Raw genomic sequence first — 25031 nt, forward strand, 5'->3', positions numbered from 1 at the left:
GTGGTGAATCCTTCTGCAGCAGAGTGGCTCGACAAGGTCAGATGGGACGCGAACGGCCTCGTGCCGGTGATCGCGCAGGAAGCGTCGACCAACGACGTGCTGATGTTCGCGTGGATGAACCGCGAAGCATTGGCGAAAACCGTCGAAACCGGCCGCGCGGTGTATTTCTCGCGCTCACGCCAGCGCTTGTGGTTCAAGGGCGAGGAGTCCGGCCACGTGCAGCATGTGCATGAAGTACGGCTCGATTGCGACGAAGACGTCGTGTTGTTGAAGGTCGAACAGGTGTCGGGCATCGCGTGCCACACCGGCCGTCACTCGTGTTTTTTCCAGAAATTCGAAGGCACGGTTGAAGAGGGTGGCTGGGTCGCCGTCGATCCCGTGCTGAAAGACCCCGAACACATCTACAAATGACGCAATCCACTCAATCCACGGAACCCTCTTCGTCCACCAACGACACGCTGCTGCGTCTCGCGGCCATCATCGACAGTCGCAAGGGCGGCGATCCGGACGTCTCGTACGTGTCGCGCCTGTTCCACAAGGGCGATGACGCGGTTCTCAAGAAGATCGGCGAAGAAGCCACCGAAGTCGTACTGGCCGCCAAAGACGTGCGTCAGGGCGGCGCGCCGAACGCGCTGGTCGGCGAAGTGGCGGATCTGTGGTTTCACTGCCTCGTGATGCTGTCGCATTTTGACTTGAGCCCGGCGGACGTGCTTGCCGAACTCGAGCGCCGTGAAGGCCTGTCGGGCATCGAGGAAAAGGCGCTGCGCAAGAGCCGCGAGCGCGAGCAGAACGGCGACTGATTGTCCGGATTTGTCCGCCCTGTCTTGAAGTGGCGAACGTCGGTACCCACATTGCACTGAACGCATAGGATCGCATCCTCGGGAGGACGCAAGCATGGAACAGTCGCAAGGAAATTATCCGCCGCCGGTTTATCGCAACGCGATCGAGCCAGAGCGCGAACGGAGTCTGCGCACGCTCACGCATGTGCTGTACGGCCTGTATGCGGTCCACTGGCTGACCGGCGGGCTGACGATTCTGATCGCGATCATCATCAACTACGTGAAGCGGCCCGACGTGGTGGGCACGCCTTACGAAGCGCATTTCGAGTGGCAGATCCGCTCGTTCTGGATGGCCTTGCTAGGTTATGCGATCGGTGGCGTGCTGCTGTTCGTGGTGATCGGCATTCCGGTTCTGTGGGCCGTCAGCATCTGGATGCTGTACCGTATTATCAAAGGCTGGCTGTATCTGTACGATAACAAGCCGCTCGCGAATCCACGTGGCTGGTTCTGAGTCGAGTCCGGCTGCGTCCGGGCGGGACATGAGCCAAGCCGCGTCGCGCTTCGCGCTCTAGTCATACTGTGTCAGGAATACGATGAGTCACGACCCGAACTGCCTTTTCTGCAAGATCGCCGCCGGCGAGATTCCGTCGACCAAAGTCCACGAAGACGAGGAGTTTGTTGCCTTCCGCGACATCCGTCCGGCAGCGGAAACGCATGTGCTGGTGATTCCCCGCAAACACATCGCCACGCTGTCGAATTGCACCGAAAGCGATACACCGCTGCTTGGTAGAATGCTTGTGTTGGTGGCGCGTCTGGCCGACCAATTGGGCGTGGCGTACACCGGTGGTGAAACCGGTTTTCGCACGGTAATCAATACCGGTCCGGGCGGCGGGCAAGAGGTGTATCACCTGCACGCGCACATCCTCGCAGGGCCGCGTCCGTGGCAGCGAATGGGCTGACGGATAACTGCGGGCCGTGAGGCGCGCGGCGAGTTTTGGCGGTCGACAATAGCGCGGCCGTTGTTTTTGCCGCACTGTAATGACGCCGACGCGATCGTCAGGTCACAATGACACGCCGTGTTGCCGGTTGCATCGGAACAGCTCGCGGCAACGTATAGATGGAGCGTACGCGCTTCGATTCACGCCGCAAGGCGCACGAGTTTTGCCGCATCAAGATGCGGTGTCGGGGTTAAGGAGAGTAGTCATGGGTTCGTTGAGCATTTGGCATTGGCTGATCGTGTTGCTGATCGTGGCGCTCGTGTTCGGCACGAAGAAACTGCGCAATATCGGCACCGATCTGGGCGGCGCGGTGAAGGGTTTCAAGGAAGGCATGAAGGAAGCCGAAACGCCCGCAGGTGAAGCGCAACAGCGCGAACTGCCGCGTAACGGCACCGTAGATGTGGATGCGAAGGAAAAGACGCCGCGTTCCGGCGATTACCGCTAAGCCGCGGCCCAACCGCGTTACTGACGGACACTCCACTTCATGCTGGACCTCGGTCTAACCAAGATGGCGCTGATCGGCGTCGTCGCGCTGGTCGTACTCGGGCCTGAGCGCCTGCCTCGCGTCGCCCGCACGGCCGGCGCGTTGTTCGGCCGCGCGCAGCGGTATATCAACGACGTAAAGGCTGAAGTCACCCGCGAAATCGAACTCGACGAATTGCGTCGCATGAAAACCGAGTTCGAAGCGGCGGCCAGCAACGTCGAAACCAGCGTTCAGGACAATTTGCGCAAGCATGAATCCGAACTGAACGACGCGTGGAATAGCGGCACGTCGGTGTCGCCGAGCATTGCCGGCGGGGCGCTCGAAGATGCCGGCAATTCGCCGTGGCGAACCAGCACGCCACCGGCAGGCCCCAAACGCAAGAACTGGCGCGTCAAGCAGACGGCCATGCCCACCTGGTACAAGCGCGCCACCACGCGCCGCACGCGCGTGCAGTCGGGCGCTGCGCGGGTGGCGCGGCATACGCCGGCCACCATGCGTCGTCAGACGCGGTTCTTCTGATGATCAGAACGACAATCTCTAACCGAGGGCCGGTGTGAGCGACCCCCAGCAGACCCAGGACGAAGGCACTGAAGAGACCTTCATTTCCCACCTCGTTGAATTGCGCGACCGTATCATTCGCGCCGGCCTTGCCGTCATCGTGGTGTTTGTCGGGCTCGTGTATTGGGCGCCGGATATCTTCCGGCTGCTGGCGCGGCCCCTGATGCAGAATCTGCCGAAGGACGGCAAGATGATCGTCACGGATGTGACCGGCTCGTTCTTCGTGCCGATGAAGGTGACCATGATGGTCGCCTTCGTGATTGCGCTGCCGATCGTGCTGTACCAGATCTGGGCGTTCGTCGCGCCGGGTCTGTATCAGCATGAGAAGAAACTGGTCGGGCCGCTGGTGGGCAGCAGCTACACGCTGTTCCTGTGCGGCATGGCGTTCGCGTACTTCGTGGTGTTTCCGACCATCTTTCGCGTGATGGCGCACTACAACGCGCCGCTCGGCGCGGAGATGAACACCGATATCGACAACTATCTGAGCTTCGTGCTGACCATGTTCCTCGCGTTCGGGGTGACGTTCGAAGTGCCGATTGTCGTGGTGCTGCTGGTCCGCATGAACGTGCTGACCATCAAGAAGCTCAAGGAAATCCGTCCGTATGTGATCGTGGCTGCGTTCGTGATTTCAGCGGTGGTGACGCCGCCGGACGTGTTCTCGCAGCTGATTCTGGCGGTTCCGCTAATCGTGCTGTACGAGGTGGGCATCATTGCTGCGCGGTTGATTGTCGGCAAGCAGCGGGCGGTTGTTGAGGATGCGAGTCCGCCGAATTGATGTAATGCGCCTCGGGCGCTGGTCGCGCTAGCCGGAAGGCCGGGCGCAGCAAAAAAGGGCAGTCCATTGCGGACTGCCCTTTGTTTTTGCGGTTGCGGTGCTGTCTGGTTTGCCGTATCGCTGAAGCGCCACTCCGTTTTCAACCGCCGTCGTCGTCCTGCTGATCGCCGCCGCCGTTGTCGTCTTCCGCTGGTTGCTTTGGCGGCGGCGGGCGCTTGCCGATGGTCACGTCCAGATCCATCTCGTGGCTCTTGCGCACCAGGTGAACCTTCGCCGCCGTGCCCGGCTTGATCTGCGCGATGACGTTCAACAGACGCGTGGTGTCAGTGATCTCCTGGCCGTCCACGCTCACCAGGATGTCGCCCGGCTTGATGCCGGCCCGGTCGGCCGGCCCGTTTTTCAGCACGCCTGCGACGATCGCGCCCGACTTCTGTTCGAGCCCAAACGATTCGGCGATTTCCGGCGTGACGTCCTGCGGCTCCACGCCGATCCAGCCGCGCGTGACCGAGCCCGTCGTGATGATGCTCTCCAGCACGCTGCGCGCGGTCGAGACAGGAATCGCGAAGCCGATGCCGAGCGAGCCGCCCGAGCGCGAATAGATGGCGGTATTGATGCCGAGCAGGTTGCCGTTCACGTCGACCAGAGCGCCGCCCGAGTTACCCGGGTTGATGGGCGCGTCGGTCTGAATGAAGTTTTCGAACGTGTTGATGCCGAGGTGATTGCGCCCGAGCGCGCTAACGATACCCATGGTCACCGTCTGGCCGACGCCGAACGGATTGCCGATCGCCAGCACCACGTCGCCCACGCGCGTCTGATCCATACGGCCGAGCGTGATGGTGGGCAGGTTGGTCATGTTGACCTTCAGCACGGCCAGATCGGTCTCAGGATCGACGCCGATCACCTTGGCATTGGTGGTGCGGCCGTCGGCGAGCGCGATTTCGATCTGATCGGCGCCGTCCACGACGTGCTGGTTCGTTAGAATGTAACCTTCCGAACTCACGATCACACCTGAGCCGAGATTCGAGGCCGGTTGTTCCTGCTGCTTGCCTTTGTTCTTGTCGCCGAAGAAATAGCGGAACAACGGGTCTTTCGCGCGCGGATCGGGTGGCAGTGAGCCATCCTTGCTGGAAAACACATTGACGACCGCCGGCATGGCTTTTTGCGCGGCGTCTGCATAGGACGCCTGCGCAGGGCCGGTGCCGATGCCTGGCGCCACTTCCCGAAGCGCGACGATCGGTTCGGCGAGTTGCTTGCCGAATTGCCCTTGACGCTGGAGCCACTGCGGTTTGAGGGTCGCAATGATGAACATCAGCGCCAACAGCACGGTCACCGCTTGGGCAAAGAACAGCCAAAAGCGTCTAAGCATCTGAAGACTAGAGGTTTATATGGATCGGATCGAACTTGAATTGTACTTGAACAATGTTCTTGAAACCGCGCGCTTCAAGGACTATTGCCCCAATGGATTGCAGGTGGAAGGGCGCCGCCGGATCAATAAGCTCGCGACCGGCGTGACGGCTTCAGTGGCCTTTCTCGAGGCCGCGCTCGACTGGGGCGCGGATGCAGTGCTGGTCCATCACGGCTACTTCTGGCGTAACGAGGCGCCGCAGATCACCGGGCGCAAACACGCGCGGCTGAAGCTGCTGATCGCCAACGACCTGAACCTGTTCGCCTATCACCTGCCGCTCGACGACCATCCCGAGTTCGGCAACAACGCGCAGATCGGCGCGAAGATGGGCTGGATCAGCGACGCGCGCTTCGGCGAGAACCATCTCGGCTGGCTCGCCACGTTTCCGATGCCGATCACGCTCGCGCACTTCACCGCGCAAGTCGAGCAGACACTCGGCCGCACGCCGCTCGTGTTCGGCGACCCGGATCGCGAACTGCGCCGCGTAGGCTGGTGCACGGGCGCCGCGCAAGGCATGTTCGACGCCGCGATCAATGCCGGCGCTGACGTCTACCTGACCGGCGAAGTGTCGGAATCGGTGATGCACACGTCGGCGGAAAGCGGCGTTGCATTCCTCGCAGCCGGCCATCACGCCACCGAGCGTTTCGGCGTGCAGGCGGTGGGTAAGCACCTGTCCGAGCAGTTCGATATCGAGCACCTGTTTATCGATATCCCCAATCCCGTTTGAATTGAAATTCGGCATTAGATAAGAAAAAGGCACGAATAACGCAGAGGGCGCTTAAAAGGAGGTGCAAAAAAGTTTGCGATCCGTACGGAGAAACCCTGACTTATCAAGGGCTTCGCACGGTTTTTGGCAATGGGGCCTTGTAAATGCCGACTCCATTCGCGCAAACTAGCGGCGGTAGAAGCGACGTGAAGGAAAAATCCAACTCAGAAGTGGGGCGTGTAATGCGAGACAAGGAAGATGAACGCGTCGACGGCGGCCGCCGTACCTGGCTGATAGCGACGACCGTAGCAGGTGGCATAGGAGGCGTTGCCACTGTCGTACCCTTTGTTAGTTCGTTTGCACCATCTGAAAAGGCCAAGGCGGCAGGCGCCCCGGTCGAAGTCGATATCAGTGATCTCAAGCCTGGTGACATGAAGACCGTTGCCTGGCGTGGTAAGCCGGTGTGGATCATCAACCGCACCGACAGGATGCTCGCCGATGTCCAGAAAGCCGATAACGAAGTAGCGGATCCTCACACCAAGAATCCTTTTTCGATGCCGTTGCCGGAGTATTGCAACAACGAATTCCGTTCACGCACCGACCACAAGAATCTTTTCGTCGCCGTCGCCGTATGCACCCATCTGGGCTGCACGCCGACGCCGCGCTTCCAGGAGGGGCCGCAGCCCAATCTTCCTGACGACTGGCCAGGCGGCTTCCTCTGCCCTTGCCATGGCTCGACCTATGACATGGCCGGCCGCGTCTTCAAGAACAAACCTGCGCCGCAGAACCTCGACATCCCGCCTTATATGTTCACGTCGGCCACCGGCCTCGTGATCGGCAAGGACGAGAAAGGAGAAGCGTAATGGCGATCGAACATGAAGTAGAGACGACCGGGCTGGTCGGCTGGATCGACCGGCGCTTTCCTCTGACGTCCACCTGGAAGAAGCACGTTTCCGAGTACTACGCGCCGAAGAACTTCAACTTCTGGTACTTCTTCGGGTCGCTCGCGCTGCTGGTGCTGGTCAATCAGATCGTCACCGGCATCTTCCTCACGATGAACTACAAGCCCGACGCGACGCTCGCGTTCTCGTCGGTCGAGTACATCATGCGTGAGGTGCCGTGGGGCTGGCTGATCCGCTATATGCACTCCACGGGCGCGTCGATGTTCTTCGTCGTCGTGTATCTGCATATGTTCCGCGGGCTGATGTACGGCTCGTACCGCAAGCCGCGCGAACTGGTGTGGATCTTCGGCTGCGCGATTTTCCTGTGCCTGATGGCTGAGGCGTTCTTCGGCTACCTGCTGCCGTGGGGCCAGATGTCGTTCTGGGGCGCGCAGGTGATCGTGAACCTGTTCTCCGCGATTCCGTTCATCGGGCCGGATCTCTCGCTGTGGATTCGCGGCGACTATGTCGTCTCGGACGTCACGCTGAACCGCTTTTTCGCGTTTCACGTGATCGCGATTCCGCTGGTGCTGATCGGGCTGGTGGTCGCTCACTTGGTGGCGCTGCATGAAGTGGGTTCGAACAACCCCGACGGCATCGAGATCAAGGCGAAGAAGGGCCCGGATGGCATTCCGCTCGACGGCATTCCTTTCCATCCGTACTACTCCGTGCACGATTTCATGGGCGTGTCGGTGTTCTTGATGATCTTCGCGGCGATCATTTTCTTCGCGCCGGAGATGGGCGGGTATTTCCTTGAAGCGAATAACTTCATTCCCGCCAATCCGCTGCAAACGCCGCAGGAAATTGCGCCGGTGTGGTACTTCACCGCCTTCTATGCGATGCTGCGCGCCACCACCGATCCGTTCAAGATCGTGTTGATGATCATCATCGCGCTGCTCGGTCTGTTCGCGCTGGTGCGCGCACGCGGCAAGTGGAAGCTCGGTTTGCCGGTGCTCGCGGTGCTGGTGGTTCTGGCCATGGCGTTCACCGAATCGAAGTTCTGGGGCGTGGTGGTGATGGGCGGCGCGGTGATCTCGCTGTTTTTCCTGCCGTGGCTCGACCGCTCGCCGGTGAAGTCGATCCGGTACCGACCGTTTTTTCACAAGGTGTTCTACGGGATCTTCGTGCTCGCTTTCCTGACGTTGGGTTTCCTCGGCACCAAACCGCCGTCGCCTGCCTCGACGTTGATTGCACAGGTGTGCGCGCTGATCTACTTCGCGTTTTTCCTCGGTATGCCCGTCTGGACGAAGCTTGGCACGTTCAAGCAGCCGCCCGAGCGGGTGCGGTTCAAGCCCCACTAATCGCGAGCCAGGAGAACACGAAGATGAAAAAACTGCTTTCGACGTGCGCGCTGATCGGCGCGACACTGCTCGCGGTGCTGGCAGGACCGGCGCACGCGGACGAGAATTTCCCTCTCGACCGCGCGCCCGATAACGCGGAGAATTTTGCTTCGTTGCAGCACGGCGCTCAATTGTTTGTAAACTATTGCCTGAATTGTCACAGTGCGAACCTGATGCGCTATAGCCGGCTGACCGACCTCGGCATTACGCCGAACGAAATTCAGTCGAACCTGTTGTTCACCACGGATAAAGTCGGCAACACCATGACCGTGGCGATGCGCCCGGACGACGCGAAAGCGTGGTTCGGTGCGAGTCCGCCAGATTTGTCTGTGGAAGCGCGGGCGCGCAGCAAGGACTGGCTGTACACGTATCTGCGCAGCTTCTATCGCGACAATACGCGGCCGACCGGCTGGAACAATCTGGTGTATGAGAACGTGAGCATGCCTCACGTGCTGTGGCAGCTTCAGGGGCAACGTACCGCGAAGTTCGGTGACGAAGTCGACGAGAAAACAGGTGAAACGGTACACAAGTTTGTCGGCTTTCAACAGGTCACGCCGGGGACAATGTCGCCGGTAGATTATGATTCTGCTGTGGCCGACCTCGTGTCGTACCTGTCATGGATGTCCGAACCGACGCAGAAAACCCGCAAACAGCTTGGCGTGTGGGTACTGCTGTTCCTCGGGATCCTGAGCTTTTTCGCCTGGCGATTGAACGCCGCGTACTGGAAAGATATCAAATAATCACGCTGTCACCGGCGTGGGGCCGGCGCCAGGAAGAACCTGTGATACGGTTTTTCTGCGCGCTGGCCTTTCAGCTTTTTGAGGAAACGTAAACATGATGGTTCTGTATTCCGGCACAACTTGCCCGTTCTCCCAGCGCTGCCGGCTGGTGTTGTTCGAAAAGGGCATGGACTTCGAAATCCGCGACGTCGATCTGTTTAACAAGCCGGAAGACATCGCTGTGATGAATCCGTATGGTCAAGTGCCGATTCTCGTCGAACGGGACCTGATTCTGTACGAATCGAACATCATCAACGAGTATATCGACGAGCGCTTCCCGCACCCGCAACTGATGCCGGCCGATCCGGTTCAGCGCGCGCGCGCTCGCCTGTTCCTGCTCAATTTCGAAAAGGAACTGTTCGTTCACGTCGGCACGCTCGAAAACGAAAAGGGTAAGGCTGCTGAGAAGAATCACGAGAAGGCACGTCTTGCGATCCGCGATCGTCTCACGCAGCTTGCACCGATCTTCCTGAAGAACAAGTACATGCTCGGCGAAGAGTTCTCGATGCTGGACGTCGCGATCGCGCCGTTGCTGTGGCGTCTGGATCACTACGGCATTGAGCTGTCGAAGAACGCTGCGCCGCTGATGAAGTACGCCGAGCGCATTTTCAGCCGCCCGGCTTATATCGAAGCGCTGACGCCTTCGGAAAAGGTGATGCGTCGTTGAGTTTGGCTTTGGGGTGAGGGCGCCGCGTCTCGATTGTTTTCCGTGCGCGCCCAAACCCGGTAAGAGGACTGTTGATGCAAGAGATTTCCACCAAGCCTTATCTGCTGCGCGCGCTGTACGAGTGGTGCACGGATAACGGCTACACGCCGCATATTGCGGTCCGGGTCGACAATCAGACGCGCGTGCCGCGTCAGTTCGTGCGCGATAACGAGATCGTGTTGAACATCAGCTTCGAGGCGACCAGCCAGTTGCAGATGGGCAATGAATGGATCGAGTTCAGCGCGCGCTTCTCCGGAAAGTCGCACAAGATCGAAGTGCCGATCACCAATATTCTCGCGATCTATGCGCGCGAAAACGGGCAGGGTATGGCGTTCCCGGTCGAGTCGGCAGGCGGCGAAGCGCAGGATTCAGGCGCCGACGCGGAACTGGCGGACGAGACGGAGGCGCTAGCTGCACCACGCGCCACGGCGCCGCGCGCGGTCGAAGCGTCGCCGGCAACCGATGCCGCTGCCGCCAAAGCGGATAGCGCGACGGATGGCCCGCAGCCTGACGATGATGGATCAAAAGGTGGCGGAAGGGCTCGCCTCAAGATCGTGAAATGAAGTAGAATCACGGCCTCATGCCGGCTTAGCTCATCAGGTAGAGCGCTTGACTTTACTGTGTACCTAGTGGGCCTGTTGCGTTTCATCTCCCCAGGCAGTACGATTCCCGTGGGTTTGCTTTGCTTTTAGAGCCTATCTTTGATAGGCGAGTAGCAAGGAGGGGGTCCGGGGGAGGATGAAGCCTGTGGATAAGTCCTTGCTCGCGCACTGGCGTGAGCTATCAGCGGTCGACGTGCTTACAGCACTTTCTGACCATGCGAAACGCGACATCACCTATGTCGCGGTCAAGTCCCCTCTTTCTAGTCGCTGGCACGCTAGGCTTGGTGCCCGCGAATTCGAACTTCTACTTACGGGTCCCAAATTTTGGGATACGCGTGAGCGTAAAGGCGGCGGCGGTGCGGTAGACCTCGCAATGCATCTCGCGCGGGTCGACTTTTCCGGGGCGGTTCGCCTGCTTCAAAGCTACGGTCTTTAGAGACAGACATGAGCGTCGTCTCGACCGGAGCCAACCCACCATACGTTGTTACTTCCCCTTCATGCTTCGGTCGGCCGCGCTTCTGGTCGACAGTCTGGACGTTGGCCAAAGCCGGCAAAAATTGGGCTGAAAATACTCAGTTGGCTCGGCTGCGGCACCTGGATAGGCTCTACCTGTACTGCGACAGGAGGTTCGGTACCGACGCGCTTGATATCGCGCTCGGCGACGCTAATGCCTTCCTTGTTCACTTGATGGTCAACGATTTCTATGCCGAACTGACCTCGAACAAGGACTACACGTTTGCCGATGTCCAGTGCTGGGATGCCGTCCGGTTGTTCACCCTCCATTTCGCGCGCTACTGGGCGGTCGGAAGCGAGGAGTGGCGCTCGGTCGTCTCCTCAATGACCGGCACGGGCCGCATGCGTGACCCCAAACGCGGTCGGGTTAGGTTCATTCGAGCATTGCCGGATGTGACCTTGACCGAGCTTCTGTCTGTCGCCGAGCCGGGTGCTACCCGAAATCCTTTCGAAAGCCTCGCTATCCAGGTGCGCAATTGGTTGGTCGTACTTCTGCTGCTTCTTTGTGGCCTGCGCCGTGGAGAGGCCCTCCTGCTGACAGTCGACTCGTTGAAGCACGACCTCGACCGGCAATCTGGCGAGGTCAAATACTGGTTGGATGTAACAACCACCGACGATGAGGATAGACGTTCATCGAAACCGGGTATCAAGACCTCGGATTCTCATCGTCAAGTTCCCATATCTGCGGACCTTGCCAGCCTCGTCGAGGTGTACGTAGCCGAGCATCGGAGAGACGATGGCACGACTAGGTTCCTTCTGACAGCCGAAGACGGAGGCGAGCTGTCTGCGGAAAGTGTCAACAAACTGCTTGCGAAGCTCTCCGCTGCAGTGTCGCCGGCCGCGCTTCAACGCTTCAAAGAGCGGAGCGGCGGAAAACAACGCATCTCGTCGCACGACCTTCGCCATACGTGCGCAACCGTCAGATATGGGTTGTTCATCGCAGCGGACGCGGACCGAGAGTTGGCTTTCCAACGTATGAGGGCGTTCTTCGGTTGGGCAATCGCCTCCGACATGCCAGCCCTGTACGCCCGAGCCGCCATCGAAGATGACTTGATGAAGTCGTGGACCGATGTATTCGACAAACGAGTGGACGTTCTGAGAGGGATGACCGTATGAATGGGCCCAAAAGTAAAGAAGCCATCCGCGCACCGGGGCGTGACGTCCCCAGTTGCTTCAGTTGGGCGTGGCCGGCATCTCCCCAATTCTTTAGGGTCTACGACAAGTACGCGGATACAGAGGCCGTCCTAGAAGCGGGGGCCGAAAAGTGGACCCTGTCAGTGCAGGGAAAAAAGCAGGACTTCCTGTTCCCCTCAGAACCGGTGCGTGGGCTGCAGCAGAAGTTGGTGATGCTTACGCAGGTCGAGCGCTCCCCTTCCTCTGTGTACAAGTTTACGCGCTCGCTCCTGCTCAACTGGACGCTTTACGTTCAATTGCTCGAGGAAGGGCCATTACACGTGCAGGAGAGCTGGGACGAAGGCGTGCATGATATCGACACGGCGAAAGCGGCCAAGACCATTCTCAGGCTCGCAATCAGCTCGTCGTTGGGCGCGTGGAGCACGCGCTATGAGGAATTGGTCAAAGGGTTGGATACGAGGGCCAACTCAACGGTTGCGGCGCAGCGCGAAAAGATTCGGCGGCGGGAGTCACTCGTCAGCATTGCGCGACAGGCAGAGCTTGTCAGAGTCCTGGACACTCGCGCACTGGAGCCCGCGCTCCTTGAACAGCAAGCTGAAGGATTGGCGGCGTTGGCGCTTGCGTTCCAACACGGAATGCGGCCGGTACAGATATTGTCAATCAAGCTGGAGCATGTCCATAGTTTGTTGGATGCGTCAGGCGACCCTGTTTGCCTAGTGTCTTTCCATCAGGCGAAACAAAAGGACGGGGAGACAGTCGGCAGGGAGATGGTGCGCCAAGTAAATCCGGAATGGGCGCGGCCAATCGCCATGCTGCTTGAGTACGCAAAGAGCGCAAGGCGGACACGTTTGTTCTCGTCTGAAAACGGCGAGGACCTCTGGTCGAACGTTCGGAAGGTCTGCTCAGAGGTTGGCGTAAAAGTCGACTTCAAAATCAACAAACTTAGGCATTCATCGGCCCAAGCCTTGGCCGATGCCGGGCACAGTCGCAAGAGCATTCAATGGTTCTTGGGGCACGCTAACGAAAACGCGGCAACTTCATATATCAAAGCAAGCCGCCTCCAAGGAAACCTCATTAACGAGGCGCTAGGGGCGTCAAAGCTGTACGACAGTATGGTGTCGATGGCGTTCGGCGAGTTCGTGACCGTGGAAGAGCTCAGCCGAGTCGACGAAACCGAACAAATCGGCGGCATCGTGGGCGACAGGCTTGTCGCCGGCATCGGACGCTGCCGCACTAGGCAAAGTGCATGCAGCTATGACCCCGTCATCTCCTGCTACGGGTGTCACAAGTACATTCCTGCCTTGAATCCAGAGGCACACATGGAAGCGATAGCAGGCATGCGTGAACAAGTCATCGTGTTCGTGAAAGCTGGCGATGATACGAGCTCGTCATACCTCCAAATGAGGAAAGCTCTCGCCGGCGCGCAAAGAGCGCTGGATGACTCTCGGCGGATTCTCGGAGGCTCGCTTGGCTAAGCTCTCCGTGCGGCAAAAATCGGCGAATGAACCGCCTTCCAGCTATGTTGACTTCATCGCACGGATGCGTCGCTTTGTAGAGTCAAAAGGCGTCACGTGGGCGATTCTCGTTGCTAAAGACGGTAGCGTCTCTGAAGCGGCCGATTGGGACCTTCGATTGTTAAGCGGCAGCCACTCTCGATTCGCCTCGCGCACGAATGGGTTCGCGATTGATGAGAATTTGCGCGAGGTTGCCATCGACGCGGGTTGGTCCCTTGCCCATCTGCCTGAAGGGCAGGTGTTAAGCCACGACGTCCAGGAGTTCATTAAGGCTTTGATTGCTTACCGCTGCAGACAACACGTCGTGCCGCGCAGTGTTCGCCACGAGGCGTTGGTCTGGCGCACGTTCTTCTCTGTCGTTCACAAAGCCCCTTGGGAGCTGAACACCGATGACTTCAATCGGTTCATGTCGCTCAAGGAATGGAAAGCAAAGGCTGTGGCAACAATCAGCGTGCTCGCGACCGCAATAAACGAGAACATGCTGTCTGAAAATGTGCCGGTTGCAGCGGAGGTGCGCGCGAAGGCTGCGACGCATCTGCGGTCCTACCTGGACGAACGTCTTTATTCGGAAAAGTTGCCGGACCCCAAATCACTGCATGAACTGGTTCGCATCGTATTCCAGGAGACTCCTGTTGGGCACCACGACCGCATCCGCTTCTATGCTCTTCACTTGCTCCTCTTCACCGGTCTACGATTTAACGAAGTCCTGATGCTTCCAGCCGATTGCCTTTGCTGGGAGACTCATGTGGATGTTGTCACCGGGAAAGATGCCGGCGAAATCGGTGGAGAAAGCCGCACACTTTGGTTGCGCTACTTTGGCGAGAAACGCGACGAAGGACGACCTGACTTGCTCGTCGAAGACCGCCAGTTCGTGCCGGAGCAATTCCAACGCATCATCGTTGAGGCCGTCGAAGGTGCATTGGCAGCAACAGCTTCCCTGCGTGCTGCGTTGAAACGCAATCCTCAGGGCGGTCGCCAGTTTAAGACTGCGGGCGGCGATGACCTTGGCGTGGCGGACCTCTTGTTCCTCGTCCTGCATGGAGCGACAGGCGAGGTGCCTACAGTCATCCCAAATGATGCGGTTATCGAGGTCGTTGCCGAGTCGTCCTTTTACGCGTTCCTGACTAGCCGGAACAACCGAAAGCACACTATCTTTACCCGATATGGGAAGGGGCCGAACCTTGAGGGCCTGAAGATAAATCCACACTCATTGCGACATCTGATGAACACGGAATTCTTCCGGCTCAACATCCCGGACACTGTCATCACGCAACACTTCGGCAGGACGACAGTCGTACAAAGTTATGTGTACGACCATAGGAGTCTGGGCGAGCAACTCTCCTTTATTGAGTTGCCGAAAAGCGCCCAAGACATAATCGCGCCGGGAACTGTGCAAGAGACAGTGGCGAAAATGGTTCTGTCAGGCTTCGCTGGGCTTAGCCACATTGCCGAATCCTTCAAAAAAATCCAGCAGGAGCATGGCGACGAGGCGGCGTTCACGTATTTGGCGGCGACATCCGACGGATTCCACGTCACCCCCTACGGCTTCTGTACCACCAGCTTTGCAGTGAATCCCTGTGTGCGACATCTGAAGTGCTTCCACAAATGCAAACGCTACGTTCCTAGCGGTCTGCCAGAGCATCGCATCACGTTGGAGGAGTTGCGTGGCAAGCTCTCGGTGATGCGGAAAAAAGCTGCGGCCAAACCGGCAAACTCGATTGGACGGAAGAACCAGATTGCGCATGCGGACGAGCTTCTCGCAGGAGTTGACGCTGCACTTAGTGCTCAGCCCGGCGAAGTCGTGTTCCCCGAGGGCCCCGATTACTCTGAATCCGAGAAGGATGTGTTCGCATGAAACCAAGAGCTGACGACGGTAACACCGAACTCGCCGGGATTCTGGATGCGCTGCTCGCCTCGGACGTTGTTATCACGGTTCGCGAAGTCGCGCGACGCCACACCTCTTTGCGCAATGCATCTGCGTTCACCCGCGACTCCGAACGCATGAAGCTAATTCAGCAGGCTCAAGCGCGGCAAGCTCACTTGCGTACAACGCTCAATCCACATGCCGAACGTGCCCTGACGCTGACAGAGAGACTTGATGCAAAGTCCGAGAGCGTTTCGCAACTCGAGACACAAGTGCGGGCATTGGTGACCTCCCACGTTGCCTGCATTCATGCCGTCATGACTGCTGGCGGCATGGCAGCGCTTGAGCGGTTCTGGAAAGAATATCGAGCGGTCGGCGATTCATTACGCGAGGTCAGCGCCTACCCGGCGGCAGCCGAAGTGGTGGAGCTGAGAAAAGAAAGGCCCAAGTCGTGACGCGACGGCGTCACCCACAAATCATCCTTCGTTGTTTGCCGAAATCTAAAACGCTACGCTATAATTAATGATTGTGCCGTGTTAGCTCAGTTGGTAGAGCAACCGCCTTGAAGATACGAGTGCCCCATTGGAAACGGTGGGAGTAGAACCCCTCAAACTCGGGGAACGCTAAAGCCCGTTGGGCTATGCCAATCCCGAGCCAAGCTTGCCGACGGCAAGAAGGTGTAGAGACTAGACGGGGGGAGCCTAAAGCGTTAGCTATGGCTAAGGGATAGTCCAGACCACAAACGATAGGCGGCGAAAGCCGTAGTGGTAAGGTAAGCGGTAGGTCGTCTGTTCGAGTCAGACACGCGGCACCAGCACAACAGGCAATCGCAACACCCTGCGATTACCTACGCAACAGCAAGTTTTAGGCGCGCCACGAGACAAGGGTTTGAAACGCAACACCACCCAGGTACGTATTTTCATTTGTAATCATGAGGTGGCGGGTTCGAGTCCTGCAGCCGGCACCAGTTGTACGAAAACGGGTTTCTGAAGAATTTCAGAAACCCGTTTTTTTATTCCTGGAGAGAAATCAGGCTGGTGCCGGTGCCGGTAGTGCCCGGCGCAATGCGGTGCGTGAGCGAGAGCAAAAGAGCACTCGGCGTCCAAAAAATACTGGCGCCGGCGGTCGCAATATTGCTTGATGGGACAACGCTGGGGCCGTGCAGACAGGCGGCCGTGAGCGCTTCGCCGCGAACCACCGGAATGCCGTCTGAGCCTCACTGGGCTTGCATTCGGCGGCCACTGCGTGACGGTCTGGAAACGCGAAGGTCAGTCGATTCAGGGTGCTGAGCGAGACGGGAAATGGCTCATTTTTGCCAGATCTCATTCACCTTGTCGATTGTGGACTTTTTAGTCCATTATTTGCCGACAGGCCGCAGTAAAAGGCGCTCGCATCGGCCTTATCCCGGCGGCGGCCAACAGATACCGTCCCGCGAATCCGACCGGGAGAGGTACTATTCGGGCGTCAGTCGGCATCACTATCCGTTCAGTTCGGCGGGCAACGCCCCCGAGACGCGAGATTTCACCGCGTCACTCCCGCACAACACATCCCACCTTCACCATGACCAGCCCCGCAACTATCACCTGGCCCGAAGCCGACGGCCCCCGCACCGCGCGTTGGCGCTCCGAAGCCGCGGTGCCGCCGCCCAAACGCGTCGTCGTCGCGGATGACCGCACAACGGCTGACTCAGCCTACCGCCTCGCCTGCGAAGGTACGGCGCTGCTGTGGAACGGCGACTTCCAGAACGCTCGCCAACTGTTGCAGGCGGTCACGCGCCGCCTGGAACGCAAACCGCGCAAGCAGGGTGAAACGCCGATCGACGTGTTCAACCTGCATCGTCAGGCGCAGTCGCAACGTGCCCGCACGCTCGGCATGATCCTGATCCCGCTCGACGCCGCTTACGGCATCCCCCTGCGCCGCGCGCCTGAAGTGCAGCAGGCGTGCATCGAAACTTATGGGCCGTCCGCCGACGAACCGTCTGTCGTATCGCTGCGCGAATTGCTCGGTCTGATCGGCGCGCACGAGTGGCGTAAGAAGGGCGTGGAAATTCCCGCGCTGGGCGAGCGCGTGCACCCGCACTACGGCGTGTTCTCGCCGGTGCGTGGCGAATACGTGGATCTGGTCGCGCGCACGCCGTTGCCGTCTTTGAACAAAGCGTTCGATATCGGCACCGGCACTGGCGTGCTGGCCGCGCTGCTCGCCAAACGCGGCGTGAAGAAAGTCGTCGCGACCGACCAGGATCCGCGAGCGCTTGACTGTGCGCGCGAGAACCTCACGCGTCTCGGCTACGTTCAGCAGGTCGAGGTCGTGCAAGCCGATCTGTTTCCGGAAGGCCGTGCGCCGCTGGTGGTCTGCAATCCGCCGTGGGTGCCGGCGCGACCCGCATCACCGATCGAATATGCGGTCTACGATGCGGAAAGCCGTATGTTGCTCGGTTTCCTGAACGGCCTCGCGGAGCATTTGTCGCCGGGTGGGGAAGGCTGGCTGATCATGTCGGATTTCGCCGAGCATCTTGGATTGCGCACACGCGAGTGGTTGCTTGCGGCCATTGAAAAGGCCGGGCTGACCGTGGTTGGTCGCGAGGACATTCGTCCGCGGCACCCGAAGTCGACCGATGAGACCGATGCGCTGCACACGGCGCGCGTGGCTGAAATGACGTCGCTCTGGCGTTTGAAGGCGCGCTAAATGGTGGCGCTCGGGTGAGCGCGATGACACGCGTGATGAGACGTAGCTGAAGAACGGCGCGTCAGACCGGCACGCCGCGCGCCTTGAGATACGCTAATGCGCCGCGGCCTGCTGCTAGCCCGCTGGCGAAGCAGGCGGTGAGCAGATAGCCACCGGTCGGCGCTTCCCAGTCGAGCATTTCGCCCGCGCAGAACGCGCCGGGCAGACGTTCGATCATCAAATGTTGATCCAGCGCTTCGAAGGGGATGCCGCCGGCGGTGCTGATCGCTTCCTCGATAGGCCGGGCGCGCGTGAGCCGTACCGGCAGTGCCTTGATCGCATGCGCAAGACCGTTCGCGTCGGCGAAGGCTTCCTTCGACAGGATCTCGTGCAGCAGGGCCAGTTTTACGCCACTAATCCCGATTCTGCCGTGCAGGTGAGTCGACATGGACCGCGAGCCGCGCGGTCGCTTGACCTCGGCCACGACGCGCTCCAACGTCAAGCCTGGCGTCAGATCCAGCGCTATCGTGACGTCTCCGTCGGCCAGAATCCGCTCCCGGATGGCTGCCGACAACGCATAAATCAGACTCCCCTCAAGGCCGGTTTCGGTCAGAAGTATTTCACCTTGTCGATTGTGGACTTTATTGTCTACATCGGTGAGCGTGATCGCTATCGATTTCACGGGCTGGCCGGCGAAACGCTCACGCAGATAGGGGCTCCAGTCTGCGTCGAAGCCGCAGTTCGCGGGCCGCAGCGGCGCCACCGGCACCTCGCGTGCGCTCAGCAGCGGCACCCAGGCGGCGTCGGATCCGAGCCGCGGCCAGCTTGCGCCACCGAGTGCGAACACCACGGCATCGCAGCTCACGTGTTGCTCGCCGTCGGGTGTTTCGAAGCGCAACGTGTGCGTCGCGGTGTCGCCGTTATCGTTGTCCCAACCGGTCCACTTGTGGCGCATGTGAAAGCGCACGCCAGCTTCTCTCAACCGATGCAACCACGCACGCAGCATCGGCGCCGCTTTCATATCGGTCGGAAAAACCCGGCCCGAACTGCCGACGAAGGTTTCAACGCCAAGCCCATGCAGCCAGGTCCGCAAGGCGTCGGGACCGAATAGGTCGAGTAGCGGCGCAATCTGTTCGCGGCGCGCGCCGTAGCGACCAAGAAACGGCTCGAGCGGTTCCGAATGCGTGATGTTCATGCCGCCTTTGCCCGCCATCAGGAATTTGCGGCCAACGGACGGCATCGCGTCGTAGACGTCGACTTGTACGCCGTGCTGGGCGAGCGCCTCGGCGGCCATCAAGCCGGCGGGGCCGCCGCCGATTACGGCGACGCGGGCGAAATCGAAGGAGGATGACATGCGATCCTGCGGATGAGCGGAGGGGCGGCGCGTTGGCCTGATCTGACAATCGGGCGGCACGAAGGGCGCTATTTTCACACCGCCGGCAACGCAGGGCAAACGGCGCGCGGCGAACGGCCAACGAGCTAAAGGGCCAGCGCGAGCTAGTGGCCGAAAAGAGCTGGGTTCGGGCGTGTCGCAAACCTCCGCGCTCACGTTCGCTCCTTTGCTATTCACACGTGCGAACTATACTTTTCAAACACCTTCCACCGGACGCAGTCTGCTTCTTCCCCCGCGTCACACTACCCCACCACTCTCATTTCGCCCACACGGCCAATGCAGCCGCGCCCGTGGCTGGCGACGTGGTCTGCGCGCCCGCTGTTTGTCTGGATGTTTCGACGTTTGATCAAGGAGATTGCCATGACTCGCAAATACATCGACTGCCGCGAGTTCCCGAGCGAAATGAATTGCACGGTTGCCCTGTCCGCCGACAGCGAGAGCGAATTGCTCGACGCGGCCGTGCAGCATGCCGTCACGGTGCACAAACATACGGACTCGCCGGAACTGCGCTCGCAGCTCAAGACGCTCTTTCATGAAGGCACGCCACCGGTCGAGGCGCCACGCGCGTGATTCGTTGTTTCTTTTCCTTGAGGATGAGGGCCGGCTAACCAGCGCGAGCGGCGGCGCGCCGCTCGCGCTGGTCGCGGCGTTGTCTGGGCGTCCTAGCCGGGATAAGCCTCATCAACCTTCAGGCCGGCCAGCTTGAAAATGACGCGCAGCGTTTGCGGTTTGATGTCGCGGCGCGAAGCGAGCGTCGTCATGACGAAGTCGAGCACTTTCGCGTACTTGAGCATCGTCAGGCAGGTTTCCATGTCAACGCTGCCGTCGCGCATGACTTCGGCCAGCCGCAGCATTTCGGTGGATATGTCGCGCGCCATTTCCAGTTCGAGCTGTTGCTTTTCCGACCACGCGGGCGCGGCGGTGAGCTTCGCCAGCATTTCCTGAAATTTCTGTTCGACGTTTCCGTTGGGTACCGTATCCATTGCTGCCTCTTCTATTATCCAGGGCGCGCGTCCGTTTGAGATCGCGGCGCGCTGCTGGTTACGTAACGTTCGGTCCGTGTTCCGGGACCGCCCTCCCCACATGCATTCGGTTCGCGTGACTGGAGCCACGGCCGGCAGCCTGTTGTTATGCGCGACACGGCTTACGCCATCGTGTGAGCCGGCCCGCAAGATGCTTCAAGCCACGTCGAGAACGTCCCGCATACCGCCTTTTGAGCAGGAAGTGTTCCAGGTTTGCGGTGTTTCTCGCATGGTCAACGCGGCTTCTTAGGTGAGTGGCCTGCGCTTTGGGTAAACTGGCAGCAACTTTTCCCTTTTTCCGTCATCTGTCGCACGTTCGCGTTGCAATCGATGGCGGTCCCCACGATGTCCAGCAAAACCCACGAAATCCGTCCGAACCAGTCCGTCGAACTGTTGAAGGAGCTTCATATCCTGACGCGCGACGGCAAGATGAACCAGGACAGCCGCCGCAAACTGAAGCAGGTCTACCACCTGTTCCAGTTCATCGAGCCGCTGCTGAAAGACCTCAAGGACCAGCAGGGCGCGGTGACGCTCGTCGACCATGGCGCGGGCAAGTCATACCTAGGTTTTATCCTGTATGACCTTTTCTTCAAGGAGTTTCAGGACACCGCAGGTGGTGCTTCGCACATTTATGGCATCGAGACGCGCGAGGATCTCGTGACGAAATCCGAGGAACTGGCCGACCGGCTGGGCTTCAAGGGGATGTCGTTCCTGAATCTGTCGGTGGCGGAGTCGATTACTTCGGAGCGTTTGCCGGCGCAGATCGATATCGTGACGGCGTTGCATGCCTGCAATACCGCGACTGACGACGCGCTTCGGTTTGCTTTGGAAAAGCATGCGAAGTACATCGTGGTCGTGCCGTGTTGCCAGGCTGAGGTGGCCGGGGTTTTACGGCAGAACAAGGGTAAATCGCTGGGAAATGCTTTGACCGAGATATGGCGGCATCCGCTGCATACCCGGGAATTTGGAAGCCAGATTACCAACGTGCTGCGCTGCCTGCAGCTGGAAGCACATGGCTATCAGGTGAGTGTGACTGAGCTGGTGGGTTGGGAGCATTCCATGAAGAATGAACTGATTATTGCGCAGTTCAAGGATCTACCGAGACGGCGGCCGACCGAGAGGCTTAATGAAGTGATGGAGACACTCGGGATCGAGGAACTGAAAGACAGATTTTTTGTTTCTGCCTGATCTGTCCTGTGGCGGTGGCTTTTTCCCTGGCCACCGCTCGAACTACATTTTCATCAATTCATTCCAGCCTTTAAGACCGATCCGCCGAAGGGTTTCCTGATTCCGCTCGTAAATATCTTCAGCATCGGGAAAAGCCTGAACCGCCCGTTCAATACTATTCTCGCGAAGCAGATGCAAAATAGGATACGGTGCACGATTCGTATAATTCTCGATATCGTCGGGTTCACTGCCTTCAAACTGATAATGCGGGTGAAAGCTGGCAATCTGAATAATGCCTTCAAGCCGAAGTTGCTTGATCATTCTTTCGGTAAAGAAAAGGCAATCGTTATAGTCGAGAAAATCGCCGAGCGCCTGCGGTAAAATCAGAAGCGTGGTATCCACCGCTTCAGGATTTGCCGCGATCAGCGCCTGAATCTCGGTTTCGAGATCGATTAAAACCTCTTCCCTATCCACAGCGTCGCTAACTGCATAGCGAATCTGCCCCTTCACATGCACGGCCTTGGCAAAAGGACACAAATTGAGCCCAATCACGGCCTCCGTCAGCCAATGGCGAGTGGCGGCGATAACAGCATCATGGGATTCGGCAGGCGACGACATGGCAAGCAGCGAAAGGGGAAAGTATCATTCTAACGGCGCGGAACGGCACCGATCCGCACCGGCCGCAACAGGGCGGCAAAAACCTTAACGAGCAGGCGACCCGCCGCACGCCGCGGCCATCAACTGCGCCGCCATCTTCGGTGCGACAAGAATCGGCCCGCAGCCCGGGCCGTAGGTCTGACTGGCCGCGTACACGCCTTCGATCATCAAACCCAGACCATTGGCCAGCGCCACCGGATCATCAGCGCCTGCCGCGGTCGCCAGTTCCAGAAGCCGCGCCATCAGCCGTTCCTTGTTGCGAAACACGAATTGCCGCGCCGGGTGCGCCGCGTCGGGAAACTCCACCGACACATTCACGAAAGGACAGCCCCGGTAGTCGTCGATCGATGCACGCACGGCCAGGTCGTCGAAATATTGCTGGAGCTGCTTCGCGGGCTCGCCCGGGTGCTTCGCAAAACTTTTCTCTACGTAGCCGAAAAACTGCTCGTCCTTTTGCTCCAGATAGGCCATCACCAATTCGTCCTTCGACGAGAACTGGCGGTACAGGCTCATCTTGTTCACGCCCGCGCGTTCCACGACCGCGTCGACGCCGACCGCCCGCACACCCTCGCGATAAAACAGTTCGGCCGCGGCGCGCAACAGGTGCTGCTGCGCCTGCGGACCGGCTGTTTGCGCGCCGCGCGCGCGCCGTGCACTGGCCAGCTTGGGGGTTTCACTATCGGACATGGGCTACCACCTGAATTGAATTGACGCCTTGACATGTTACCGACCAGTCACTAATATCGCAACACTCATTGTGACTGATCTGTCACAAGTCCTTTACCGAAGTCGTAACAATGCGAGCGGCGCGGCCTGCGGGCAGGCGTCGATTGGAGAACCGATGAACTGGGCAGCGAGACTGATTGGCGGACGTTTTCACTACGGCTGGTTGACCGTGGCGGTGGTATTTCTGGTGTTGCTGGCGGCGGCCGGCACGCGCGCCACGCCGAGCGTGATGATGCTGCCGCTGGAGCATCAATTCGGCTGGAGCCGCGCGACGATTTCGCTCGCGATCTCCGTGAACATCGCGCTGTACGGCCTGATGGGGCCGTTCGCGGCCGCGGCAATGCAACGCTTTGGCGTGCGTCCCACTTTGCTGATCGCGCTCGGCACGATGGCGGCGGGCGTGGCGCTGTCGTCGCTGATGACGCATCCGTGGCAGATGATTCTGATCTGGGGCGTAATGGTCGGCGGCTCGACGGGGGTGGCGGCGCTGTCGTTGTCCGCGACGGTCGTGACACGGTGGTTCACCACGCATCGCGGCCTCGTGATGGGAATTCTCACCGCCAGTTCGGCGACCGGCCAACTGGTATTCCTGCCGATGCTTGCGGCCATCGCCGAGCATTACGGCTGGCGCCAGGTGGTGTGGGTCGTCGCGGGCGCGGCGGCGATTGTTTTGCCGTTGGTCGCGTTTCTGTTGCCGGAGCGGCCCGCGGATATGAAGTTGCGCCCGTTCGGCGAACCGGCCGACGCACCGATCTCCGCCTCGGTGACGAAGCAGAATCCGCTGGCCATCGCCTTCGGCACACTCGCGATGGCGAGCAAGACGCGTGATTTCTGGCTGCTGTTCTTCAGTTTCTTTATCTGCGGTGCAAGTACCAACGGTTACGTCGGCACGCACCTGATCGCGATGTGCGGCGACTACGGCATGACCGAAGTGCAGGGCGCATCCTTGCTCGCGGCAATGGGCATCTTCGATCTGTTCGGCACGACGTTGTCCGGTTGGCTGTCGGACCGTTTCAATAGTCGCGTGCTGCTGTTCTGGTACTACGGCCTGCGCGGTTTGTCGCTCATGTATCTGCCGCACGCGTTCGGTATCGATTTCTTCGGCCTGCCGTTGTTCGCGGTGTTCTACGGTCTCGACTGGATCGCCACCGTGCCGCCCACCGTACGTCTCGCAACCGATGTCTACGGCAAGGAAGCGGCGCCGGTCGTGTTCGGCTGGATCGTTGCCGGCCACCAACTCGGCGCGGCCTTTGCGGCACTCGGCGCGGGCATGCTGCGCGCGAGCCTCGGCACGTACACGGTGGCGTCGATGATTTCCGGCGGGCTGTGCCTGGTTGCCGCCGTGATCGTGCTGCGGATCAACCGGCCGGCCAAGGTACCGGAGCCGCAAGCGGTATAAAGCCGCGCCTCAGAGCACGGCGAACAACGCGAACCAGCGCAAACGGCCTCATACGGTCCGTTTGCCATTGCAGCCGACGTGAAAACTAACTGCGCACTTGTTGGAGCGCGAGCGGCCCAGCCCGGTTATGCTATGAGACCCCGGGCAGCCGCCCGTCGATCATGAATTTCGACCGAGAGAAGCGCATGACCAACAAACCCGCCCCTACCGCAGTTGCCATTCACGAGCTGATTGCAGGTCGCTGGAGCCCGCGCGCGTATTCGAGCGAGCCGGTGAGCCGCGAGCATCTGCATTCGGTGCTCGAAGCGGCACGCTGGGCGCCGTCTTCGTATAACGCGCAACCGTGGCGTTTCCTCGTATTCGACCGCAGCGTCGATGAAGTCTCGTTCAAGCAGGCTTTTGCCACGCTGGTGCCGTTCAACCAGGGCTGGAATGCACCGGCGCCGGTGTTGATCGCGGTGACCACGCACACGCTCACCAACAAGGGCGAAGTGAACCGTTGCGCGCCGTACGACGCGGGTGCCGCGGCGATGGCGCTGGTGTTGCAGGCGCACGCACTGGGTCTCGCCGCGCATCAGATGAGTGGCTTCGATCCGGCCGCGTTCCGCACGGCGTTCAAGCTGCCGAACGACGTCGACGTGATCGCCATGATTTCGCTTGGCCACTACGGCGACGTCGATAAGCTCGATCCGGTGCTGCGCGAGCGCGAGAAGTCGGTGCGCCAACGTCTGCCGCTTGCCGACATCGCTTATGGCGGCGGCTGGAAGAAGGCGTTCTGAGCGTCTTGCAGCCTTGGTGGTGACAAAAACGCGCGGCGCTGACCGCGCGTTTTTTTATTCCGCATCGCATTTGCTGCGACTTCGGAGGGGCGTTGGTCCAGTCCGCGCCTTCCTCGACACGTTAAT

General features: G+C 59.7%; 28 protein-coding genes. 23 read left to right on the forward strand and 5 right to left on the reverse strand.

Annotation, left to right across the window (positions count from 1 at the left end):
• From hisI to tatC, 7 genes are all read left to right on the forward strand, one after another.
• Positions 1-411: a phosphoribosyl-AMP cyclohydrolase gene (gene hisI / locus ACUN0E_RS21965; RefSeq protein ID WP_445567935.1), complete on the forward strand. Its 411-nt coding sequence runs from the start codon at positions 1-3 to the stop codon at positions 409-411.
• Positions 408-800: a phosphoribosyl-ATP diphosphatase gene (locus ACUN0E_RS21970; RefSeq protein ID WP_445567936.1), complete on the forward strand. Its 393-nt coding sequence runs from the start codon at positions 408-410 to the stop codon at positions 798-800. The genes hisI and ACUN0E_RS21970 overlap by 4 nt, the downstream gene beginning before the upstream one ends.
• Before the next feature lie 94 nt (positions 801-894).
• Complete coding sequence (locus ACUN0E_RS21975) at positions 895-1290, forward strand: DUF4870 family protein (RefSeq protein WP_408216758.1); 396 nt, start codon at positions 895-897, stop codon at positions 1288-1290.
• Positions 1291-1372: 82 nt separating this feature from the next.
• Positions 1373-1738 carry a histidine triad nucleotide-binding protein gene (locus tag ACUN0E_RS21980; protein WP_408216755.1) on the forward strand — a complete coding sequence of 122 codons (366 nt, stop codon included), beginning with the start codon at positions 1373-1375 and terminating at the stop codon, positions 1736-1738.
• Between the two features lie 244 nt (positions 1739-1982).
• A complete protein-coding gene (tatA, locus tag ACUN0E_RS21985; protein WP_028199650.1) occupies positions 1983-2222 on the forward strand; it encodes a Sec-independent protein translocase subunit TatA in 240 nt (79 codons plus the stop codon).
• A gap of 39 nt (positions 2223-2261) precedes the next feature.
• The gene (tatB, locus tag ACUN0E_RS21990) at positions 2262-2780 is read left to right on the forward strand and encodes a Sec-independent protein translocase protein TatB (RefSeq protein ID WP_445567937.1); all 519 of its coding nucleotides are present in this window, start codon (positions 2262-2264) and stop codon (positions 2778-2780) included.
• Positions 2781-2814: 34 nt separating this feature from the next.
• Positions 2815-3594: a twin-arginine translocase subunit TatC gene (gene tatC / locus ACUN0E_RS21995; RefSeq protein WP_408235992.1), complete on the forward strand. Its 780-nt coding sequence runs from the start codon at positions 2815-2817 to the stop codon at positions 3592-3594.
• Between the two features lie 139 nt (positions 3595-3733).
• Here the strand turns inward: tatC and ACUN0E_RS22000 are convergent, their stop codons facing one another.
• The gene (locus ACUN0E_RS22000; RefSeq protein WP_445567938.1) at positions 3734-4960 is read right to left on the reverse strand and encodes a Do family serine endopeptidase; all 1227 of its coding nucleotides are present in this window, start codon (positions 4958-4960) and stop codon (positions 3734-3736) included.
• A 19-nt stretch (positions 4961-4979) separates the two neighbouring features.
• Here ACUN0E_RS22000 and ACUN0E_RS22005 point away from each other — a divergent pair, with 19 nt between their 5' ends.
• From ACUN0E_RS22005 to ACUN0E_RS22060, 12 genes are all read left to right on the forward strand, one after another.
• Positions 4980-5726: a Nif3-like dinuclear metal center hexameric protein gene (locus tag ACUN0E_RS22005; protein ID WP_445567939.1), complete on the forward strand. Its 747-nt coding sequence runs from the start codon at positions 4980-4982 to the stop codon at positions 5724-5726.
• Positions 5727-5947: 221 nt separating this feature from the next.
• A complete protein-coding gene (petA, locus tag ACUN0E_RS22010; protein WP_408236133.1) occupies positions 5948-6568 on the forward strand; it encodes a ubiquinol-cytochrome c reductase iron-sulfur subunit in 621 nt (206 codons plus the stop codon).
• Positions 6568-7947, forward strand: a complete 1380-nt coding sequence (locus tag ACUN0E_RS22015; RefSeq protein ID WP_445567940.1) for a cytochrome b — start codon at positions 6568-6570, stop codon at positions 7945-7947. Before petA ends, ACUN0E_RS22015 begins: the two co-directional genes overlap by 1 nt.
• Before the next feature lie 23 nt (positions 7948-7970).
• Entirely contained in the window at positions 7971-8726 is a 756-nt protein-coding gene (locus ACUN0E_RS22020; protein WP_408235982.1) for a cytochrome c1, read from the forward strand.
• Positions 8727-8820: 94 nt separating this feature from the next.
• Entirely contained in the window at positions 8821-9432 is a 612-nt protein-coding gene (locus ACUN0E_RS22025) for a glutathione S-transferase N-terminal domain-containing protein (RefSeq protein WP_006052302.1), read from the forward strand.
• A 74-nt stretch (positions 9433-9506) separates the two neighbouring features.
• Positions 9507-10034, forward strand: a complete 528-nt coding sequence (locus ACUN0E_RS22030; protein ID WP_445567941.1) for a ClpXP protease specificity-enhancing factor — start codon at positions 9507-9509, stop codon at positions 10032-10034.
• 175 nt (positions 10035-10209) lie between these two features.
• Complete coding sequence (locus tag ACUN0E_RS22035; protein WP_445567942.1) at positions 10210-10509, forward strand: hypothetical protein; 300 nt, start codon at positions 10210-10212, stop codon at positions 10507-10509.
• A gap of 8 nt (positions 10510-10517) precedes the next feature.
• Positions 10518-11702: a tyrosine-type recombinase/integrase gene (locus ACUN0E_RS22040; RefSeq protein WP_445567943.1), complete on the forward strand. Its 1185-nt coding sequence runs from the start codon at positions 10518-10520 to the stop codon at positions 11700-11702.
• A complete protein-coding gene (locus ACUN0E_RS22045; protein ID WP_445567944.1) occupies positions 11699-13195 on the forward strand; it encodes a tyrosine-type recombinase/integrase in 1497 nt (498 codons plus the stop codon). The genes ACUN0E_RS22040 and ACUN0E_RS22045 overlap by 4 nt, the downstream gene beginning before the upstream one ends.
• A complete protein-coding gene (locus ACUN0E_RS22050; protein ID WP_445567945.1) occupies positions 13188-15089 on the forward strand; it encodes a hypothetical protein in 1902 nt (633 codons plus the stop codon). The genes ACUN0E_RS22045 and ACUN0E_RS22050 overlap by 8 nt, the downstream gene beginning before the upstream one ends.
• Positions 15086-15553, forward strand: a complete 468-nt coding sequence (locus tag ACUN0E_RS22055) for a hypothetical protein (RefSeq protein WP_445567946.1) — start codon at positions 15086-15088, stop codon at positions 15551-15553. Before ACUN0E_RS22050 ends, ACUN0E_RS22055 begins: the two co-directional genes overlap by 4 nt.
• Positions 15554-16658: 1105 nt before the next feature.
• Positions 16659-17783: a methyltransferase gene (locus tag ACUN0E_RS22060; RefSeq protein ID WP_445567947.1), complete on the forward strand. Its 1125-nt coding sequence runs from the start codon at positions 16659-16661 to the stop codon at positions 17781-17783.
• Positions 17784-17844: 61 nt separating this feature from the next.
• Here the strand turns inward: ACUN0E_RS22060 and ACUN0E_RS22065 are convergent, their stop codons facing one another.
• Positions 17845-19116: a TIGR03862 family flavoprotein gene (locus tag ACUN0E_RS22065; protein ID WP_445567948.1), complete on the reverse strand. Its 1272-nt coding sequence runs from the start codon at positions 19114-19116 to the stop codon at positions 17845-17847.
• Positions 19117-19515: 399 nt separating this feature from the next.
• On the opposite strand from ACUN0E_RS22065, the gene ACUN0E_RS22070 reads away from it, so the two are divergent.
• Positions 19516-19725 (forward strand): DUF1059 domain-containing protein, encoded by a 210-nt coding sequence (locus ACUN0E_RS22070; RefSeq protein WP_201079526.1) that lies wholly within the window; start codon positions 19516-19518, stop codon positions 19723-19725.
• 92 nt (positions 19726-19817) lie between these two features.
• Here the strand turns inward: ACUN0E_RS22070 and ACUN0E_RS22075 are convergent, their stop codons facing one another.
• Entirely contained in the window at positions 19818-20138 is a 321-nt protein-coding gene (locus ACUN0E_RS22075; RefSeq protein ID WP_074282059.1) for a DNA-binding protein, read from the reverse strand.
• A 384-nt stretch (positions 20139-20522) separates the two neighbouring features.
• Between ACUN0E_RS22075 and ACUN0E_RS22080 the strand changes: the two genes are divergently transcribed.
• Positions 20523-21365, forward strand: a complete 843-nt coding sequence (locus tag ACUN0E_RS22080) for a class I SAM-dependent methyltransferase (protein WP_445567949.1) — start codon at positions 20523-20525, stop codon at positions 21363-21365.
• 42 nt (positions 21366-21407) lie between these two features.
• Here the strand turns inward: ACUN0E_RS22080 and ACUN0E_RS22085 are convergent, their stop codons facing one another.
• Both ACUN0E_RS22085 and ACUN0E_RS22090 read right to left on the reverse strand, forming a co-directional pair.
• A complete protein-coding gene (locus tag ACUN0E_RS22085; protein WP_445567950.1) occupies positions 21408-21962 on the reverse strand; it encodes a DUF1415 domain-containing protein in 555 nt (184 codons plus the stop codon).
• A gap of 84 nt (positions 21963-22046) precedes the next feature.
• Entirely contained in the window at positions 22047-22688 is a 642-nt protein-coding gene (locus tag ACUN0E_RS22090; protein ID WP_445567951.1) for a TetR/AcrR family transcriptional regulator, read from the reverse strand.
• A 154-nt stretch (positions 22689-22842) separates the two neighbouring features.
• Here ACUN0E_RS22090 and ACUN0E_RS22095 point away from each other — a divergent pair, with 154 nt between their 5' ends.
• The gene (locus ACUN0E_RS22095; protein WP_408235961.1) at positions 22843-24126 is read left to right on the forward strand and encodes an MFS transporter; all 1284 of its coding nucleotides are present in this window, start codon (positions 22843-22845) and stop codon (positions 24124-24126) included.
• A gap of 185 nt (positions 24127-24311) precedes the next feature.
• Entirely contained in the window at positions 24312-24905 is a 594-nt protein-coding gene (locus tag ACUN0E_RS22100; protein WP_408235958.1) for a nitroreductase family protein, read from the forward strand.
• The last annotated feature ends 126 nt before the right edge of the window (positions 24906-25031 follow it).

The sequence above is a fragment of the Paraburkholderia sp. D1E genome, from assembly GCF_052682275.1.